Origin of the sequence: Nonomuraea antri, from assembly GCF_013283785.1 — a bacterium.
Taxonomy (GTDB): domain Bacteria; phylum Actinomycetota; class Actinomycetes; order Streptosporangiales; family Streptosporangiaceae; genus Nonomuraea; species Nonomuraea antri.
The window spans coordinates 1-16,108 of sequence record NZ_JABCPZ010000243.1 but is presented as its reverse complement, the minus strand read 5'-3'; the positions used below and the strand labels follow the sequence as shown (position 1 = coordinate 16,108).

At 71.8% G+C, this 16,108-nt stretch carries 15 protein-coding genes and 1 pseudogene; 7 read left to right on the top strand and 9 right to left on the bottom strand.

Annotation, left to right across the window (positions count from 1 at the left end; translation table 11 throughout):
• A pseudogene (locus HII36_RS45910) lies at nucleotides 1–687 on the top strand (hypothetical protein); the annotation flags it as partial.
• Nucleotides 688–934: 247 nt separating this feature from the next.
• Here HII36_RS45910 and tyrS read toward each other — a convergent pair.
• The gene (gene tyrS / locus HII36_RS45905; RefSeq protein WP_173529664.1) at nucleotides 935–2,200 is read right to left on the bottom strand and encodes a tyrosine--tRNA ligase; all 1,266 of its coding nucleotides are present in this window, start codon (nucleotides 2,198–2,200) and stop codon (nucleotides 935–937) included.
• Nucleotides 2,201–2,288: 88 nt separating this feature from the next.
• Here tyrS and HII36_RS45900 point away from each other — a divergent pair, with 88 nt between their 5' ends.
• Nucleotides 2,289–2,690 (top strand): PH domain-containing protein, encoded by a 402-nt coding sequence (locus HII36_RS45900; protein ID WP_173529663.1) that lies wholly within the window; start codon nucleotides 2,289–2,291, stop codon nucleotides 2,688–2,690.
• Here HII36_RS45900 and HII36_RS45895 read toward each other — a convergent pair.
• From HII36_RS45895 to argC, 8 genes are all read right to left on the bottom strand, one after another.
• Nucleotides 2,630–3,388: a DNA-3-methyladenine glycosylase gene (locus HII36_RS45895; protein ID WP_173529662.1), complete on the bottom strand. Its 759-nt coding sequence runs from the start codon at nucleotides 3,386–3,388 to the stop codon at nucleotides 2,630–2,632. The two genes, HII36_RS45900 and HII36_RS45895, sit on opposite strands and share 61 nt — an antisense overlap.
• Nucleotides 3,389–3,399: 11 nt before the next feature.
• A complete protein-coding gene (gene argH / locus HII36_RS45890; RefSeq protein ID WP_173529661.1) occupies nucleotides 3,400–4,821 on the bottom strand; it encodes an argininosuccinate lyase in 1,422 nt (473 codons plus the stop codon).
• A gap of 109 nt (nucleotides 4,822–4,930) precedes the next feature.
• Nucleotides 4,931–5,446 (bottom strand): arginine repressor, encoded by a 516-nt coding sequence (locus HII36_RS45885; protein WP_173529667.1) that lies wholly within the window; start codon nucleotides 5,444–5,446, stop codon nucleotides 4,931–4,933.
• 8 nt (nucleotides 5,447–5,454) lie between these two features.
• Entirely contained in the window at nucleotides 5,455–6,372 is a 918-nt protein-coding gene (gene argF / locus HII36_RS45880; RefSeq protein WP_173529660.1) for an ornithine carbamoyltransferase, read from the bottom strand.
• Nucleotides 6,369–7,535 (bottom strand): acetylornithine transaminase, encoded by a 1,167-nt coding sequence (locus tag HII36_RS45875; RefSeq protein WP_173529659.1) that lies wholly within the window; start codon nucleotides 7,533–7,535, stop codon nucleotides 6,369–6,371. Before HII36_RS45875 ends, argF begins: the two co-directional genes overlap by 4 nt.
• Nucleotides 7,535–8,407, bottom strand: a complete 873-nt coding sequence (gene argB / locus HII36_RS45870) for an acetylglutamate kinase (protein ID WP_173529658.1) — start codon at nucleotides 8,405–8,407, stop codon at nucleotides 7,535–7,537. The genes HII36_RS45875 and argB overlap by 1 nt, the downstream gene beginning before the upstream one ends.
• Nucleotides 8,404–9,555, bottom strand: coding sequence for a bifunctional glutamate N-acetyltransferase/amino-acid acetyltransferase ArgJ (argJ, locus tag HII36_RS45865; RefSeq protein ID WP_173529657.1), 1,152 nt, complete (start codon nucleotides 9,553–9,555; stop codon nucleotides 8,404–8,406). The genes argB and argJ overlap by 4 nt, the downstream gene beginning before the upstream one ends.
• On the bottom strand, nucleotides 9,552–10,574 hold the full coding sequence (gene argC, locus HII36_RS45860) for an N-acetyl-gamma-glutamyl-phosphate reductase (protein ID WP_173529656.1): 1,023 nt from the start codon (nucleotides 10,572–10,574) through the stop codon (nucleotides 9,552–9,554). Before argC ends, argJ begins: the two co-directional genes overlap by 4 nt.
• Nucleotides 10,575–10,776: 202 nt before the next feature.
• On the opposite strand from argC, the gene HII36_RS45855 reads away from it, so the two are divergent.
• The 5 genes from HII36_RS45855 to nrfD all read left to right on the top strand — a co-directional run.
• Nucleotides 10,777–11,313 carry a hypothetical protein gene (locus HII36_RS45855; RefSeq protein ID WP_173529655.1) on the top strand — a complete coding sequence of 179 codons (537 nt, stop codon included), beginning with the start codon at nucleotides 10,777–10,779 and terminating at the stop codon, nucleotides 11,311–11,313.
• Nucleotides 11,314–11,394: 81 nt separating this feature from the next.
• The gene (locus tag HII36_RS45850) at nucleotides 11,395–11,691 is read left to right on the top strand and encodes a hypothetical protein (RefSeq protein ID WP_217370783.1); all 297 of its coding nucleotides are present in this window, start codon (nucleotides 11,395–11,397) and stop codon (nucleotides 11,689–11,691) included.
• A 3-nt stretch (nucleotides 11,692–11,694) separates the two neighbouring features.
• Nucleotides 11,695–14,910: a formate dehydrogenase gene (gene fdh / locus HII36_RS45845; RefSeq protein ID WP_173529654.1), complete on the top strand. Its 3,216-nt coding sequence runs from the start codon at nucleotides 11,695–11,697 to the stop codon at nucleotides 14,908–14,910.
• Between the two features lie 50 nt (nucleotides 14,911–14,960).
• Entirely contained in the window at nucleotides 14,961–15,746 is a 786-nt protein-coding gene (locus HII36_RS45840) for a 4Fe-4S dicluster domain-containing protein (protein ID WP_173529665.1), read from the top strand.
• A partial coding sequence (gene nrfD, locus HII36_RS45835) for an NrfD/PsrC family molybdoenzyme membrane anchor subunit (RefSeq protein ID WP_173529653.1) occupies nucleotides 15,743–16,108 on the top strand: 366 nt, incomplete at its 3' end. The genes HII36_RS45840 and nrfD, both read left to right, overlap by 4 nt.

Here is a 16,108-nt window from a genome sequence, read left to right as displayed (position 1 = left end):
CCCGACGGCCGCTCGGCCGCGCGATGCAGCGCCCAGAACGAGAAGACCACCGCCGCGACGGCGGGCGGGGAGCGGCGGCTGTGGGCGGTGGCGCTGCTCGGGTGGCTGGTGTTGCCGCCGGTCCTGCTGCTCGTGGTGTCCCATCTGGTGACGCCGGTCTACGTCGACCGCTACCTGTTCGTCACCGCGCCCGCGCTGGCCCTGCTGGCCGGGATCGCCGCGGCGAGCGCGCCTCGGCTGCCGGTCGTGGCCGGGGTGGTGGTGGTCCTGCTGGCGGCCGGGCTGTCGTTCAGTGAGCACGTGGACCTTCGCCAGGAGAACGGGCGCTTCGAGAACGTGCCGTGGGCGCTTCGGGTGATCAAGGCCGAGCCCGGGGACGCGATCGTGTACGGACAGAGCCAGGTACGCGCCGGATTCGACTACTACGCCGACTCGGCCATGCCCGATGACGTGCTCAGAGCCGGTGACTCCCCCGATCCCACCGGTTTCGGCTATCCGGAACGTACGGACGTGGCCGCCGCGCTGAAGGGGCGCGACCGGGTCTGGGTGGTCTGGCGCGGCACCAAGCAGGCGGGGAGCGGGCTCGGCCGCGTCGAGGCGGTCGAGCGGGCCGGCTTCGAGCGGGCGCTCGCGAAGCACTCCGGGGATCTTCCCGGGCTCACCGTGGCGCTGTTCATCCGCCGGTGAACCCCATGGGGGCGAGGCGACAGCACGCGAAAGCGGGCCCGTCCGCCACCGGACGGGCCCGCTCCGCTCATGGGCCTCACCTGCTGCTCGTGACCCCACGCTGCTGCTTGCGGTCGGTCCCACACTGCCTGCGGTCCCACACTGCTTGTGGCCGCTCCGCTCGCGGTCAGGTCAGCTCATGGTCAGGTGAGTCGACAACGCCTCAGCCGACAGCACCTCAGCAGACAACGCCTCAACCGACGACGACTCAGCCGACGACGACGCCGCCGATCGACTTCTTGCCGCGCCGCAGCACCAGGAACCTGCCCTGCAGCAGGTCGTCCGCGCCGGGCACGTACGACTCGTCGGTGATCTTGACGTTGTTGAGGTACGCGCCGCCCTCCTTGACCGCCCGCCGGGCGGCCGACTTCGACTCGACCACTCCGCTGTCGGCCAGCAGATCGACGAACGAGGCGCCGAGCGCGGGCACCTCGGCCTTGGGCACCTCGGCGAGCGCGGCGTCGAGGGTGGCGGCGGGCAGCTCGTCGAGCGAGCCCTGGCCGAACAGCGCCTTGGACGCCGCGACCACCGCGTCGAGCTCCTGCTTGCCGTGCAGCAGCTCGGTGAGGTCCTCGGCCAGCGTGCGCTGCGCCTCGCGGGCGAAGGGGCGTTCCGCGACGGCCTTCTCCAGCGCCTCGATCTCCTCGCGCGTCTTGAACGTGAACACCTTGAGGTAGTGGATCACGTCGCGGTCGTCGGCGTTGAGGAAGTACTGGTAGAAGGCGTAGGGCGAGGTCATCGCGGGGTCGAGCCAGAGCGCGCCGCCGGCGGTCTTGCCGAACTTGGTGCCGTCGGCCTTGGTGATCAGCGGCAGCGTGAGCGCGTGGACGTGCCCGCCCTCGATACGCCTGACCAGGTCGGCCCCGGCGGTGATGTTGCCCCACTGGTCGCTGCCGCCGATCTGCAGCGTGCAGTTGTAGCGGCGGAACAGCTCCAGGTAGTCGTTCGACTGGAGGATCTGGTAGCTGAACTCGGTGTAGCTCAGCCCTTCACCGGACAGGCGGGCGGAGACGGACTCCCTGGCCAGCATGCGGTTCACCGGGAAGTGCTTGCCGATGTCGCGCAGGAAGTCGATGGCGCTCAGCTCGCCGGTCCAGTCGAGGTTGCTGACCATGAGCGCCGGGTTGGCCTGGGCGTCGAAGTCGAGGAAGCGGCCGACCTGGCCGCGCAGGCGCTCCACCCATTCCGCGACGATCTCGGTGGAGTTGAGCGAGCGCTCGGTGTTACGGCCGCTGGGGTCGCCGATCAGGCCGGTCGCCCCGCCCACCAGGCCGATCGGGCGGTGCCCGGCGAGCTGGAACCGGCGCAGCGTGAGCAGCGGCACGAAGTGCCCGACGTGCAGGGAGGGCGCGGTGGGGTCGAAACCGGAATAGACCGTGATCGGTCCCTTGGCCATGGACGCGCGCAGGGCGTCGAGGTCGGTGGACTGTGCGATCAGGCCTCGCCACGCGAGGTCGTCGAGGATGTCGGTCACGGTGATCTGGCTTCCCTGGGTTGATGACGAATGCCATAAGCCTGCCCGATCAGGGGGGATGCCCGCCACTTGGATACCCTGGGTGTCCATGTGGAGGGTCCGTCGCGAGCTGGCCGTTTTCAAGATCTTAGGGGGTCTGGCATGTGCCGGGCTCGCCGTCTACTGGTACGTCCAGGGTGACGTGCGCGGCGTGCTCCTGGGCGTTCCCGCGGCCCTGCTCGTGGGTGGGATGGGGCTGCGTGACCTGCTGGTCCCGGTGCGCCTGTCGGCCGACGAGAGCGGCATCACGGTGGTGCACGGGTTCGCGGGCAAGCGGCACGTCCCGTGGGAGTCGATCTGGGACATCAAGGTGGACGTGCGCAGGCGCTGGGGGCTGCGCAGCGAGATGCTGGAGATCGACACCGGCGACCACCTGCACATCTTCAGCCCTCACGAGCTCGGCGCCTCTCCCACGGAGGTGGCCGCGGCGCTGCGCCGGCGTGGCACGTGAGCCCGGTACGGCGACACGGTCGGGTCGCCGTCGATCCAGAACCGCCAGGGGGTCTCCTTGGCGGTCGAAATACCGGTACGCGGGCCTGACCTGATCAGCGCGGGGTCGGCCGGGGTGCCTTCGAGCACCGCGGCCGAGCCTTCCGGCAGGCCGGACAGTCCGCCGCGCGGGTCGTGCGCGGAGCGGTCGATGAGGGTGTGCGGCGCGCCGGGGGCGCCCTCCCACACGGCGTCGAGCCCGTTGTGCGCGCGGGCCAGGCCGAGCGCCACCGCCAGCCGCGCCGGCCCCCTTGCCAGGTCCCGATCGGGCACAGCACGGTCGGGCACAGAGCGGGCAGACACGGAACGGCCGCCAGACCGCCGGTCGCGGGCCAGGTCGAGGCCGGCCACCACCTCGCCGGCCCGCAGCAGCACCGCCGAACCCGACCCTTCGGGCAGGCAGACCAGGTTCGCGCAGAAGTGCATCCCGTAGGTGAAGTACACGTACAGGTGGCCGGGCGGGCCGAACATCACCGCGTTCCTGGGCGTCTTGCCGCGGTAGGTGTGCGCCGCCGGGTCCTCGCCCGGGCCGCCGTACGCCTCGACCTCGGTCAGGCGCACGGCGACCGGCCCGTGCACGAGGACCCGCCCGAGCAGTTCGGGCGCGACCTCGTGGGAGGGCCGGTCGAAGAAGCCGCGCGGCAGCGCCGTCACGTCCATGCGGGGCGGGCTCAGCTCCCCGCGGCCCAGGCGGCCTGGCCGTCGACGGACTCGCGCAGCGCGATGAGCTGGTCGCGCACCCGGTCGGGCGCGGTGCCGCCGTACGCCTTGCGCGCGGCCAGCGCGCCGGGCACGTTGAGCACGTCGCGCACGTCGGGGGTCAGGTGCGAGGAGACCTTGACCAGTTCGTCGTCGGTCAGCTCGCCCAGGTCCTTGTCGTTGACCTGGCACCACACCACCAGGTGGCCGACCGCCTCGTGCGCCTCGCGGAACGGCACGCCGCGCCGCACCAGCAGCTCGGCCAGGTCGGTGGCCAGCGCGAACCCGTCGGGGGCCGACGCCTCGAGCCGCGCGGTGTTGACCCGCATGGTGGCGACCAGACCGGCCATGGCGGGCAGGACGAGCAGCAGCGTGTCGACGGTGTCGAACACGGGCTCCTTGTCCTCCTGCAGGTCGCGGTTGTAGGTCAGCGGCAGGCCCTTGAGCGTGGTCAGCATCGCCATCAGGTTGCCGATCAGCCGCCCGGACTTGCCCCTGGCCAGCTCGGCCACGTCGGGGTTCTTCTTCTGCGGCATGATCGACGAGCCGGTGGAGTAGGCGTCGTCCATCTCGATCCAGCGGAACTCCTGCGAGGCCCACAGGACGATCTCCTCGCCCAGCCTGGACAGGTGCACGCCGATCATGGCCGCGTCGAACAGGAACTCGGCGGCGAAGTCGCGGTCGGCGACGGCGTCCATCGAGTTGGGCGCGGCGGCGGAGAAGCCCAGCTCCTCGGCCACGGCCTGCGGGTCGAGCGGCAGCGACGAGCCGGCCAGCGCGCCCGAGCCGAGCGGGCAGATCGCGGCGCGCTTGTCCCAGTCGGTGAGCCGGTCGGCGTCACGGGCGAAGGCGTGCACGTGCGCGAGCAGCTGGTGGCCGAACGAGACCGGCTGGGCGTGCTGCAGGTGGGTCATGCCGGGGGCGGCGGTCTCGGCGTGCTGCTCGGCCTGGGCCATCAGCGCGGTCTCCAGCTCGACCAGCCTGGAGACGATCGTCCGGACGTGGTCTCGCAGGTAGAGCCGCAGGTCGGTGGCGATCTGGTCGTTGCGGCTGCGTCCGGCGCGCAGCTTGCCGCCGAGCGAGCCGAGCCGTTCGAGCAGGCCGCGCTCCAGCGCCGTGTGCACGTCCTCGTCGGCGACGGTCGGCCGGAACTCGCCCGCCTTGCAGGCGCGCTCCAGGTCGTCGAGCGCGCCGATCATGCGCTCGAGCTCCTCGTCGCTCAGCAGCCCGGCCCGGTGCAGGACACGGGCGTGCGCCCGGGACGCCGCCAGGTCGTACGGCACCAGCCGCCAGTCGAAGTGCACACTCACCGACAGCCGGGCCAGCGCGTCGGACGGGCCGCTCTCGAAGCGTCCGCCCCACAGCCGCATCGGCTTGCCATCACTCACCGTCATCTCCTCCGTTTCCCCCGCGACCATAGTGCACGTCATCCCTTCTTCGCGTCTCGCGTGGCCGCGATCTCGATCGGCGAGGAGAAGAGCCCGGCCGAGCCGGCTCGCCACGTCATTTCACTTCTCCGGTGTTTCCCGTCCGCCGGTCGGCGGCCTTCAGCAGGGCCTCGGCCAGCGCCTGGCCGCCCGTCGGGTGGCGGCTGATCACGAGGATCGTGTCGTCGCCGGCGACCGTGCCCAGGATCGACTCCCAGTCGGCGTGGTCGATGGCCGAGGCGAGGAACTGGGCGGCGCCGGGCGGCGTCCTGACCATGACCAGGTTGGCCGACGCCTCGGCGCTGACCAGCAGTTCCTCGGCGATGCGGTGCAGCCGCGCGTCCGGCGACTCGCCGGTGCCGACGCGGGTCAGCGGGATGCGCCCGCCGCCCTCGCCGGGCAGCGCGTAGACCAGCGAGCCGTCGTCGGCGCGCAGCTTCAGCGCGCCCAGCTCGTCCAGGTCGCGCGAGAGGGTGGCCTGCGTGACCTCGACGCCGCTCTCGGCCAGCAGCTTGGCCAGCTCCGGCTGGGAGCGCACGGCCTGCCGCTGGAGCAGCTCGGTGATCTTCGCCTGGCGCGCGGCCTTGGTCATCGGAATCGTCACGGATTCGTCACCAGCCAGTGCAGCAGCGCCTTCTGCGCGTGCAGCCGGTTCTCCGCCTGGTCCCACACGACGCTGTTCGGGCCGTCGAGCACCTCGGCGGTGATCTCGTGGTCGCGGTAGGCGGGCAGGCAGTGCAGCACGATGGCGTCCCTGGTGAGCGCCAGCTTCGCGGCGTCCACCTGGTACGGCATGAGCGCCTTGACCCGTTCGTCCTTGCCGTCCTGGCCCATCGACACCCAGGTGTCGGTGGCGAGCACGTCGGCGCCGGCGACGGCGGTCTCCGGGTCGGAGACGACGTGCACGGTGGCGCCGGTGGTCTCGGCGATGGCGGCGGCCGCGTCGACCACGGCGGGGTCGGGGGTGTAGCCGTCGGGGCAGCCGATCCACACGTGCATGCCGGCCAGCGCGCCGCCGAGCAGGTAGGAGTGCGCCATGTTGTTGGCGCCGTCGCCGAGGTAGCAGAAGGTCAGGCCGGTCAGCGCGCCCTTGTGCTCGCGGATGGTCTGCAGGTCGGCCAGGATCTGGCAGGGGTGGAACTCGTCGGTGAGGGCGTTCACCACCGGCACACGGGAGGCCGCGGCCATGGCCTCGATGCGTTCCTGGCCGCCGGTGCGCCACACGATCGCGGCGCACTGGCGCTCCAGCACCCGGGCGGTGTCCTCGATCGACTCGCCGCGGCCCATCTGGGAGCTGCCGCCGTCGAGGACCAGCGGCAGCCCGCCGAGCTCGCCGACGCCGACGGCGAAGGAGATCCTGGTCCTGGTGGACGGCTTGTCGAACAGCAGCGCGACGCTGCGCGGCCCGTCGAAGGGCCGGTAGCCGAAGCGGTCCTTCTTCATCGCGTCGGCCAGGTCGAGCACGGCCGCCTGCTCGCCGGGGGTCAGGTCGTCGTCACGCAGGAAGTGGCGGGTCACTGGGCGGCCTCCGCGAGGATCCCGGGGAACGCGGCCACGAGGGCGTCGATCTCGCCGGCGGTGACGACCAGCGGCGGCGCGATGCGGATCGCGTCGGGCTGGACGGCGTTGACCAGGAACCCGGCTGCGGCGGCGGCCTGCTGCACCTGCGGCGCGACCGGTTCGGCGAGCACCGCGGCCAGCCACAGGCCGCGCCCGCGCACGCCCTTCAGCAGCGGGTGCGCGACCGCTTCGAGCCCGGTGCGCAGCCGGGTCGCGGCCTGTCGCACGTGGTCGAGGTCGAGGTGGTCGAGCACGGCCAGCGCGGCGGCGCACGAGACCGGGTTGCCGCCGAACGTCGAGCCGTGGTCGCCCTTGTCGAACAGGGTTCCGGCCGGGCCGAAACCGACGCAGGCGCCGATCGGCAGTCCGCCGCCCAGGCCCTTGGCCAGGGTCAGCAGGTCGGGGGTGACGCCGTCGGCCTGGTGGGCGAACCAGTGGCCGCTGCGGCCGATGGCGGACTGGATCTCGTCGCAGACCAGCAGCGCGCCGGTGGCGTCGCAGATCTCGCGGGCCGCCTTCAGGTAGCCGTCGGGCGGCGGGACCACGCCGGCCTCGCCCTGGGTCGGCTCCAGGAACAGCGCGATGCAGTCGCCGGTGACGGCCTCCTTGAGCGCGTCGGCGTCGCCGTAGGGGACGAACCTGACCTCGACCGGGAACGGGCCGAACTGGTCGCGGATGGCCTTCTTGCCGGTCAGCGACAGCGCGCCGATGGTCCGGCCGTGGAAGCCGTTCTCCGCGGCCACGAAGTAGGAGCGGCCCTCGCGCTTGCCGTACTTGACGGCCAGCTTGTAGGCGGCCTCGTTGGCCTCGGTGCCGGAGTTGGCGAAGAACACCCTGGCGGGGGCGTCCAGCAGGCCGAGCAGCTTCTCGGCCAGCAGCACCTCGGGCTCGTGCAGGAACAGGTTGCTGGTGTGCGCGAGGGTGGCGACCTGACGGGACACCGCCTCGACGACGGCCGGGTGGGCGTGGCCGAGCGAGGTGACCGCGATGCCGGCGATGAAGTCGAGGTACTCCTTGCCGTCGACGTCCCAGACGCGGGTGCCCTCGCCGCGGGCCAGCGCGACGGGCGGGACGCCGTAGTTGGGCATGAAGGCGTTCTCGAACCTCTCGAAAAGGCTCATCAGGGCATCACCATGGTTCCGATTCCTTCGTTGGTGAAGATCTCGAGCAGGAGGGAGTGGGGGACGCGGCCGTCGAGCACGTGGGCCTGGGGCACGCCGCCCTGGACCGCGGTCAGGCACGCCTCCATCTTGGGCACCATGCCGCTGGACAGGCGGGGCAGCATCTCGGCCAGCTCGTCCGCGCCGAGCTGGTCGATCACGTCGGTGTCGTCGGGCCAGTTGGCGTACAGGCCTTCGACGTCGGTCAGCACGATGAGCTTCTGCGCGCTCAGCGCCACGGCCAGCGCGGCGGCGGCGGTGTCGGCGTTGACGTTGTAGATCTCGCCGTCGTCGCCCCTGGCGATGCTGGAGACGATCGGGATGCGGCCGTCGTCCAGCAGCGCCCGCACGGCGCCCGGGTCGACCTTGACGATCTCTCCGACCTGGCCGATGTCGACCGGCTCGCCGTCGACGACGGCGTACTTGCGCTCGGCGGTGAACAGGTGCGCGTCCTCGCCCGACATGCCGACCGCGAACGGGCCGTGCCGGTTGACCAGGCCGACGATGTCGCGGTTGACCTGGCCGACCAGGACCATCCGCACCACCTGCATGGCCTCGGGGGTGGTGACGCGCAGCCCGGCGGTGAACGTGGACTCGATGCCGAGCAGGTCGAGCTGCCTGCTGATCTGCGGGCCGCCGCCGTGCACGATGACCGGCTTGAGCCCGGCGTAGTGCAGGAAGATGATGTCCTCGGCGAAGCCCTCCTTGAGCGACTCCTCGGTCATCGCGTTGCCGCCGTACTTGATGACGACCGTCGCGCCGTGGAAGCGGGCCAGCCAGGGCAGCGCCTCGATCAGCGTGGCCGCCTTGCCGAGCGCGCCGTTGGCCCTCACGAGGAGTACGCCGAGTTCTCGTGGACGTACTCGGCCGTCAGGTCCGTGGTGTACACGGTGGCCGTGTGCGCGCCGGCCGACAGGTCGACGGTGATGGTGACGTCGCGCGGGCGCATGTCCACCTTGGCGCGGTCGTCGCCGACGCCGCCGCCGCGGCAGACCCAGATGCCGTTGATGGCCACGTTCAGCCGGTCGGGCTCGAAGACGGCGTCGGTGGTGCCGACCGCGGCCAGCACCCGGCCCCAGTTGGGGTCCTCGCCGTGGACGGCGCACTTGAGCAGGTTCGAGCGGGCGACCGTGCGGCCGACGGTGACGGCGTCCTGCTCGGACGCGGCGCCGATCACCTCGATGGCGATGGCCTTGGACGCGCCCTCGGCGTCGACCAGGAGCTGCCTGGCCAGGTCGGCGCAGACCTCGGTGACCTTCTGCTCGAACTCCGCCAGGTCGGGCGTGACGCCGGAGGCGCCGCTGGCCAGCAGCAGCACGGTGTCGTTGGTGGACATGCAGCCGTCGGAGTCGAGGCGGTCGAACGTCTTGGCGGTGGCGCGGCGCAGCACCGCGTCGAGCTGCTCGCTGCTCACGTCGGCGTCGGTGGTGATCACGCAGAGCATGGTGGCCAGGGCGGGGGCGAGCATGCCGGCGCCCTTGGCCATGCCGCCCACCATGTAGCCGGCGGCCCGCTTGAAGGAGATCTTGGAGACGGTGTCGGTGGTGCGGATGGCGTCGGCCGCGGCCAGGCCGCCGTCGCGGGAGAGCTGGCCGGCGGCGTTCTCGACGCCGGCCAGCAGGGCCTGCATGGGCAGCCGCTCGCCGATCAGCCCGGTCGAGCAGACGGCGATCTCGCCGGCCGAGTCCTGCAGGACCTCGGCGACCTTCTCGGCGGTGGCGTGGGTGTCCTGGAAGCCTTCCGGGCCGGTGCAGGCGTTGGCGCCGCCGGAGTTGAGCACGACCGCGCGCAGCCGCCCGCCCGTGAGCACCTGCTGCGACCACAGCACCGGGGCGGCCTTCACGCGGTTGGCGGTGAAGACGCCGGCGGCGGCGCGGCTGGGCCCGTCGTTGACGACGAGTGCCAGGTCACGTGCGCCGCCGGCCTTGATGCCTGCGGCGATGCCCACGGCCCTGAAGCCGAGGGGTGCTGTAACGCTCACGGTGCAACTCCATTCACGGGAAGTCCGAGCTCTTCTGGCAGGCCGAGGGCGAGGTTGGCGCTCTGGATCGCGCCTCCCGCCGTGCCCTTGGTGAGGTTGTCGATGGCGATGACGGCGACCACGCGGCCCGCGCGTTCGTCGAGCGTCACCTGCAGGGCGGCGGTGTTGGCGCCGTAGGTCATGGCGGTGGCCGGCCAGGCGCCCTCGGGCAGCAGCCGGACGAACGGCTCGGACTTGTAGGCGACCTCGTACGCCGTCCGCAGCGCCTCCTTGGTCAGCCCGGGCGCGGCGGGGGCGGTGCAGGTGGCCAGGATGCCGCGGCTCATCGGGGCCAGCGTCGGGGTGAACGACACGCGGACGGGGTGCCCGGCGACCGCGCTGAGCCCCTGTTCCATCTCGGGGGTGTGCCGGTGGCCGCCGCCCACGCCGTACGCGCTGACCGAGCCCATGACCTCGCTGCCGAGCAGGTTCGGCTTGAGCGACTTGCCGGCGCCGCTGGTGCCGGAGGCGGCGACCACGACGACGTCCGGCTCGGCCAGCCCGGCGGCGAACGCGGGGAACAGGGCCAGCAGCACGGAGGTCGGGTAGCAGCCGGGGACGGCGATGCGGGTGGCGTCCTTGAGCAGGTCACGCTGGCCGGGCAGCTCGGGCAGGCCGTAGGGCCAGGTGCCGGCGTGCTCGCCGCCGTAGAACTCCTGCCAGGCGGCGGGGTCGGCGAGCCGGTGGTCGGCGCCGCAGTCGACGACCAGCGTGTCGTCGCCGAGCTCCGCGGCGACGGCGGCCGAGTGTCCGTGCGGCAGGGCCAGGAAGACCACGTCGTGCCCGGCGAGCGTCTGAGGGGTAGTGTCCTCGATGACGCGGTCGGCGAGCTGCGGCAGGTGGGGCTGGTGCGCGCCGAGCGGGCTGCCCGCGCTGGAGGCCGCGGTCAGCGCGCCGATCTCGATGCGGGGGTGCGCGAGCAGCAGGCGGAGCAGTTCTCCTCCCGCGTAGCCGCTGGCTCCCGCGACGGCTGCCCTCATCCTGACCTCCTGCATATTCATGCACTCTCTCTCATGACCTTACTGTTAAAGATGATGCACACAAGAGGATGAACATGCAAGCCAGGGCGACTTTCGCGCTCACATGCTGAGATTTGGACAAAACGCCCAAACGATGCATGATCACTCGGCTTACAGCGCTCTGCAGGCGGCTCCCAAGTGACGCCGGGCAGGATCGGGCCTCATGAGCGATTTCCTGTCTGATCTGCAGTTCGTCACACCCGAGGGCAAGAACGGCCGCGGCCCCGGGCGGATCGGCCGGGTCATCCTGATCCTGCTCTGGCTGGCGCTCGGGATCATGCCGATCGTCTTCTCGGTGCCGGACTTCCAGCTCGCCACCGGCCGGCTCGGCACGCCCGGCACGCTGACCGTGGAGTCGTGCGAGTCGCTGGGCAAGGGGCGCTACGACTGCAAGGGCCTGTTCCTGCCCGACGACGGCGGCCCCGCGGTGCCGGTGGCCGCCTCCCCCGACTCCACCGCCGGCGACGTGACGCCGGCCCAGCTCACGCCGGAAGGCGACCGCGCCGTGCCGAACGGGACCAGGGGCGTGCTGGCCGCGATGACCCTGCCCGCGCTCGGGCTGGGCTGCCTGGGGTTCCTGCCGTACGTGATCGCGTACTGGGCGGGCACGCGGCGCCGGGCGGCGGTGTGGGGCGGCTGGGCGGTCACCACGCTCGGCCTGATCGGCGTGATCGTCGGCATGGTGGCCGCCTACTCCTGAGCCGCGCCCCTGACATATCCGCTTGACCTGGGACGATGTTCGTTTCCCCGGCCTGGGAGCAGGGCAGGAGTCCGGCAGGGCATGGCGCCGGGGGGAACGATGCCGAGCAAGGAGCAGGTGCTGCGGCTGCTGTCGCAGGGATTCGACTACGAGGACGTCGGCACGCGGCTGGGCATACCGGCCGGGCAGGCGTACCTGATCGCGACGGGGGTCCCTGCCGACAGGAGCGGCACCGTGGGTCCCGGGCGGGCCGGGGTGCTGACGTCGCGCTCGCAGCGGCTGGTCAACCCGCGCGAGGTGAACCCGGCCGGGCGTGACGACGTCCGGGCCTGGGTCAGGCGGCGCGCCCGCGGCGACCGGCTCACGGCGGGGGGCTGAGCGATGCGCTGGACCTGGCCGCTGCTCAAGCAGCTGACCACCGGCGACCTGCTCGGCCGGGCCGCCGCCGCCAAGTCCGCGGCCACCGGGCAGCTGCGGGCCCGCACCGCCGACGCCGACCGGGTGGTCAAGTCGGTGTGCCCGTACTGCGCGGTCGGGTGCGCCCAGAACGTCTACGTCCGGGATGAGAAGGTCGTCCAGATCGAGGGCGACCCGGACTCCCCCATCAGCCGCGGCAGGCTGTGCCCGAAGGGCGCGGCCAGCCTCCAGCTCACCACCGGCTCAGGACGGCGGCGCACGGCGCTGTACCGGCCGCCCGGCGGGGCCGACTGGCAGGAGATCGACCTGGAGACCGCCATGGACATGGTGGCCGACCGGGTCATCGAGACGCGGCGGGCGAGCTGGGAGTGGGAGCGCGACGGCCGCAAGACGGCCAGGACCATGGGCATCGCGAGCCTGGGCGGCGCGACGCTCGACAACGAGGAGAACTACCTGATCAAGAAGCTGCTGACGGCGCTGGGCGTGGTGCAGATCGAGAACCAGGCCCGCGTGTGTCACAGCTCGACCGTGGTCGGGCTCGGCACGTCGTTCGGCCGGGGCGGGGCCACCACGTTCATGCAGGACCTGCAGCACTCCGACTGCGTGGTCATCCAGGGCTCGAACTTCGCCGAGGCGCACCCGGTGGGCTTCCAGTGGGTGATGGAGGCCAAGGCGCGCGGCGCGGTGATCATCCACGTCGATCCGCGATTCACCCGCACCAGCGCGCTGGCCGACCTGCACGTGCCGATCAGGGCGGGCAGCGACGTGGCGTTCCTCGGCGGGATCATCAACCATGTCCTGGAGAACGAGAAGTACTTCCGCGAGTACGTGGTGAACTACACCAACGCCGCCACCATCGTGCGCGAGGACTACCGCGACGCCGAAGACCTGGACGGCCTGTTCTCCGGCTTCGACCCTGGCACCCACGCCTACCGGCCGGACAGCTGGCAGTACGAGGGCATGCGGGTGGCCGCCGCGTCCGGCGCCAGGGAGCAGCACTTCGGCGAGGTGCCGCCGGGGCGCGGCGAGATGCACGGCAGCGGCGGCGTGGCCATGGACGGCTCGGCCCAGCGCGACGAGAGCCTGCGCCACCCGCGCTGCGTGCTGCAGATCCTGCGCCGCCACTTCACCCGCTACACCCCCGAGATGGTGCAAAAGACGTGCGGGGTCCCGCCGGAGCTGTTCGCCGAGGTGTGCCGGCACCTGACGGAGAACTCCGGCCCGGACAAGACGGCCGAGTTCGTCTACGCGGTCGGCTGGACCCAGCACAGCGACGGCTCGCAGTTCATCCGCGCGGCGAGCATCCTGCAACTGCTGCTGGGCAACATCGGCCGGCCCGGCGGCGGCATCCAGGCGCTGCGCGGGCACGCCAGCATCCAGGGCTCCAGCGACATCCCGACGCTGTTCAACCTGCTGCCCGGCTACATCCCGATGCCGCACGCCCACGAGAACCAGCAACTGCGCGACTTCCTGCAGGCCGACGCCCCGCACAAGGGCTTCTGGGCGAACATGCCTGCCTACCTGGTCAGCCTGCTGAAGGCGTGGTGGGGCGCCACGGCCCGGCCGGACAACGACTTCCACTTCGACTACCTGCCCAGGCTGACCGGCAGCCACAGCACCTACGACACCGTGCTGGCCCAGGTCGAGGGGACGTGCAAGGGCTACTTCCTGTTCGGCGAGAACCCGGCCGTGGGCTCGGCCAACGCCAGGATGCAGCGGCTGGGCATGGCCAACCTCGACTGGCTGGTCGTCCGCGACCTGAACCTGATCGAGAGCGCCACCTGGTGGAAGGACGGCCCGGAGATCGAGACCGGGGAGCTGAAGACGTCCGAGATCGAGACGGAGGTGTTCTTCTTCCCCGCCGCCGCGCACACCGAGAAGAGCGGCAGCTTCACCAACACCAACCGGCTGCTGCAGTGGCATCACCGGGCCGTCGAACCGGCCGGCGACGCGCGCAGCGACCTGTGGTTCGCCTACCATCTCGGCCGGATCATCCGGCAGAAGCTGGCCGGCTCGACCGATCGCATGGACGCCCCGCTCCTCGACCTGACCTGGGACTACCCGGTCGAGGGCGAAAGCGCCGAGCCGGTGGCCGAGGCGGTGCTGGCCGAGATCAACGGCTGGGACGCGGCCGGCCGCCCGCTGTCCGGCTACGCCGAGCTGAAGGACGACGGCACCACGGCGTGCGGCTGCTGGATCTACTGCGGCGTGTACGCGGGCGGCGTCAACCAGGCCGCCCGCCGCAAACCGGCCGACGAGCAGGACTGGATCGCCGCCGAGTGGGCCTGGGCGTGGCCGGCGAACCGGCGGGTGCTCTACAACCGGGCCTCGGCCCGCCCCGACGGCCACCCGTGGAGCGAGCGCAAGAAGCTCGTCTGGTGGGACGAGTCCGCCGCCCGGTGGACCGGCTACGACGTGCCCGACTTCGAGGCGGGCAAGAGCCCGCACTACCGTCCCGCGCCCGAGGCGACCGGGGTGGACGCGTTGTCGGGCATCGACCCGTTCATCATGCAGGCCGACGGCAAGGGCTGGCTGTTCGCGCCGGCCGGGGTGGTGGACGGGCCGCTGCCCACCCACTACGAGCCACAGGACTCGCCGCTGGCCAACCCGCTGTACGGTTACCAGCGCAACCCAGCGCGCAAGCTCTATCCGCACGAGCAGAACCGCTACCATCCCAGCGGCACGCAGCCCGGCGCGCAGGTCTACCCGTACGTGGTGACGACGTACCGGCTGACCGAGCACTTCACCGCCGGGGGGATGAGCCGGAGCACGCCGTACCTGGCCGAGCTGCAGCCGGAGATGTTCTGCGAGGTCTCGCCCGAGCTGGCGCGCGAGCGCGGGCTCACGCACGGCGACTGGGCCACGATCATCACCGCGCGCAACGCCATCGAGGCCAGGGTGCTGGTCACCGACCGCATCCCGTCGCTGTACCTCAACGGCAAGGTGGTGCACCAGATCGGGCTGCCGTTCCACTTCGGTCCGAACGGCATCGCGCGCGGCGACGCGGCCAACGAGCTGTCGGCGATCTCGCTCGACCCGAACTCGCACATCCAGGAGGTCAAGGCCCTGTCGGCGGACATCAGGGCCGGCCGCCGGCCACGCGGACCCGCCCTGCCCGAGCTGGTCGGGGACTACCGGCGGCGGGCCGGGATCGACGAGCACACCGGAATGGAGGCGTGAGCCCCGTGACCACCGAGCTCGAAGCCGGGTACGGCGACCATCCGCCGCGCATGGGCTTCTTCACCGACACGAGCGTCTGCATCGGCTGCAAGGCGTGCGAGGTGGCGTGCAAGGAGTGGAACGCCATCCCGGACGATGCGCTGGGCTTCACCGGCATGTCCTACGACAACACGGTCGGCCTCGGCGGCGACACCTGGCGGCACGTGGCGTTCGTCGAGCAGCGCAAGCCGCTCGGCCACCAGGAGCCGGGCGTCGGCGAGATGGACTTCCGCTGGCTGATGGCCTCCGACGTGTGCAAGCACTGCACGCACGCGGCCTGTCTCGACGTGTGCCCGACCGGGTCGCTGTTCCGCTCGGAGTTCGGCACCGTGGTGGTGCAGCAGGACGTGTGCAACGGCTGCGGCTACTGCGTGCCCGCCTGCCCGTACGGGGTGATCGGCCAGAAGGAGCACGACGGCCGGGTGGGCAAGTGCACGATGTGCTACGACCGGCTGTCGGTCGGCCAGGAGCCGGCCTGCGCGAAGACCTGCCCCACCGACTCCATCCAGTTCGGCGAGCTGGACGAGCTGCGCGAGCGGGCCGCGCGCCGGCTGGAGCAGGTCCAGGGGTCGGGCGTCACCTCGGCCCGCCTGTACGGGCACGACCCGGACGACGGCGTGGGCGGCACCGGGGCGTTCTTCCTGCTGCTCGACGAGCCCGAGGTGTACGGGCTGCCGCCCGACCCGGTGGTGACCACCAGGGACCTGCCGTCGATGTGGAAACACGCCGGGGTGGCCGCGCTCGCGCTGCTCGGCGGGGTGGCGGCGATGTGCTGGAAGGGCCGGAGGGGCAGATGAGCCAGACCGACGTCAGGATGGACGGCAAGTCCGGGGTCCGCAGCGAGCGGGAGGCGACGCCGGGCTCGGCGGGCGGCAGGCGGCGGCGTCCGGTGGCGCTGCCGGCCGATCAGCGTTCCTACTACGGGCTGCCGGTGCTGAACGAGCCGACCTGGCAGGCGCACGACATCGGCGGTTACCTGTTTCTCGGGGGGCTGGCGGGGGCGTCGTCCACGCTGGCCGCGGCGGCGGAGCTGACCGGCCGGCCGGGGCTGGCGCGGGCGGGCAAGGTGGGCGCGCTGTGCGCGCTGGGCGGGTCGCTGTACTCGCTGATCCACGATCTGGGCCGGCCCGAGCGGTTCGTGAACATGTTGCGGGTGTTC

Bases quoted from the DNA above. Each gene is read 5' to 3' on its own strand.
- HII36_RS45895 (WP_173529662.1), bottom strand. From the start codon at position 3,388: ATGGACGTGACGGCGCTGCCGCGCGGCTTCTTCGACCGGCCCTCCCAC.
- HII36_RS45840 (WP_173529665.1), top strand. From the start codon at position 14,961: ATGGGCTTCTTCACCGACACGAGCGTCTGCATCGGCTGCAAGGCGTGC.
- HII36_RS45850 (WP_217370783.1), top strand. From the start codon at position 11,395: ATGGCGCCGGGGGGAACGATGCCGAGCAAGGAGCAGGTGCTGCGGCTG.
- argC (WP_173529656.1), bottom strand. From the start codon at position 10,574: ATGAGGGCAGCCGTCGCGGGAGCCAGCGGCTACGCGGGAGGAGAACTG.
- HII36_RS45855 (WP_173529655.1), top strand. From the start codon at position 10,777: ATGAGCGATTTCCTGTCTGATCTGCAGTTCGTCACACCCGAGGGCAAG.
- argH (WP_173529661.1), bottom strand. From the start codon at position 4,821: ATGACGGTGAGTGATGGCAAGCCGATGCGGCTGTGGGGCGGACGCTTC.
- HII36_RS45885 (WP_173529667.1), bottom strand. From the start codon at position 5,446: ATGACCAAGGCCGCGCGCCAGGCGAAGATCACCGAGCTGCTCCAGCGG.
- fdh (WP_173529654.1), top strand. From the start codon at position 11,695: ATGCGCTGGACCTGGCCGCTGCTCAAGCAGCTGACCACCGGCGACCTG.
- HII36_RS45875 (WP_173529659.1), bottom strand. From the start codon at position 7,535: ATGAGCCTTTTCGAGAGGTTCGAGAACGCCTTCATGCCCAACTACGGC.
- HII36_RS45900 (WP_173529663.1), top strand. From the start codon at position 2,289: ATGTGGAGGGTCCGTCGCGAGCTGGCCGTTTTCAAGATCTTAGGGGGT.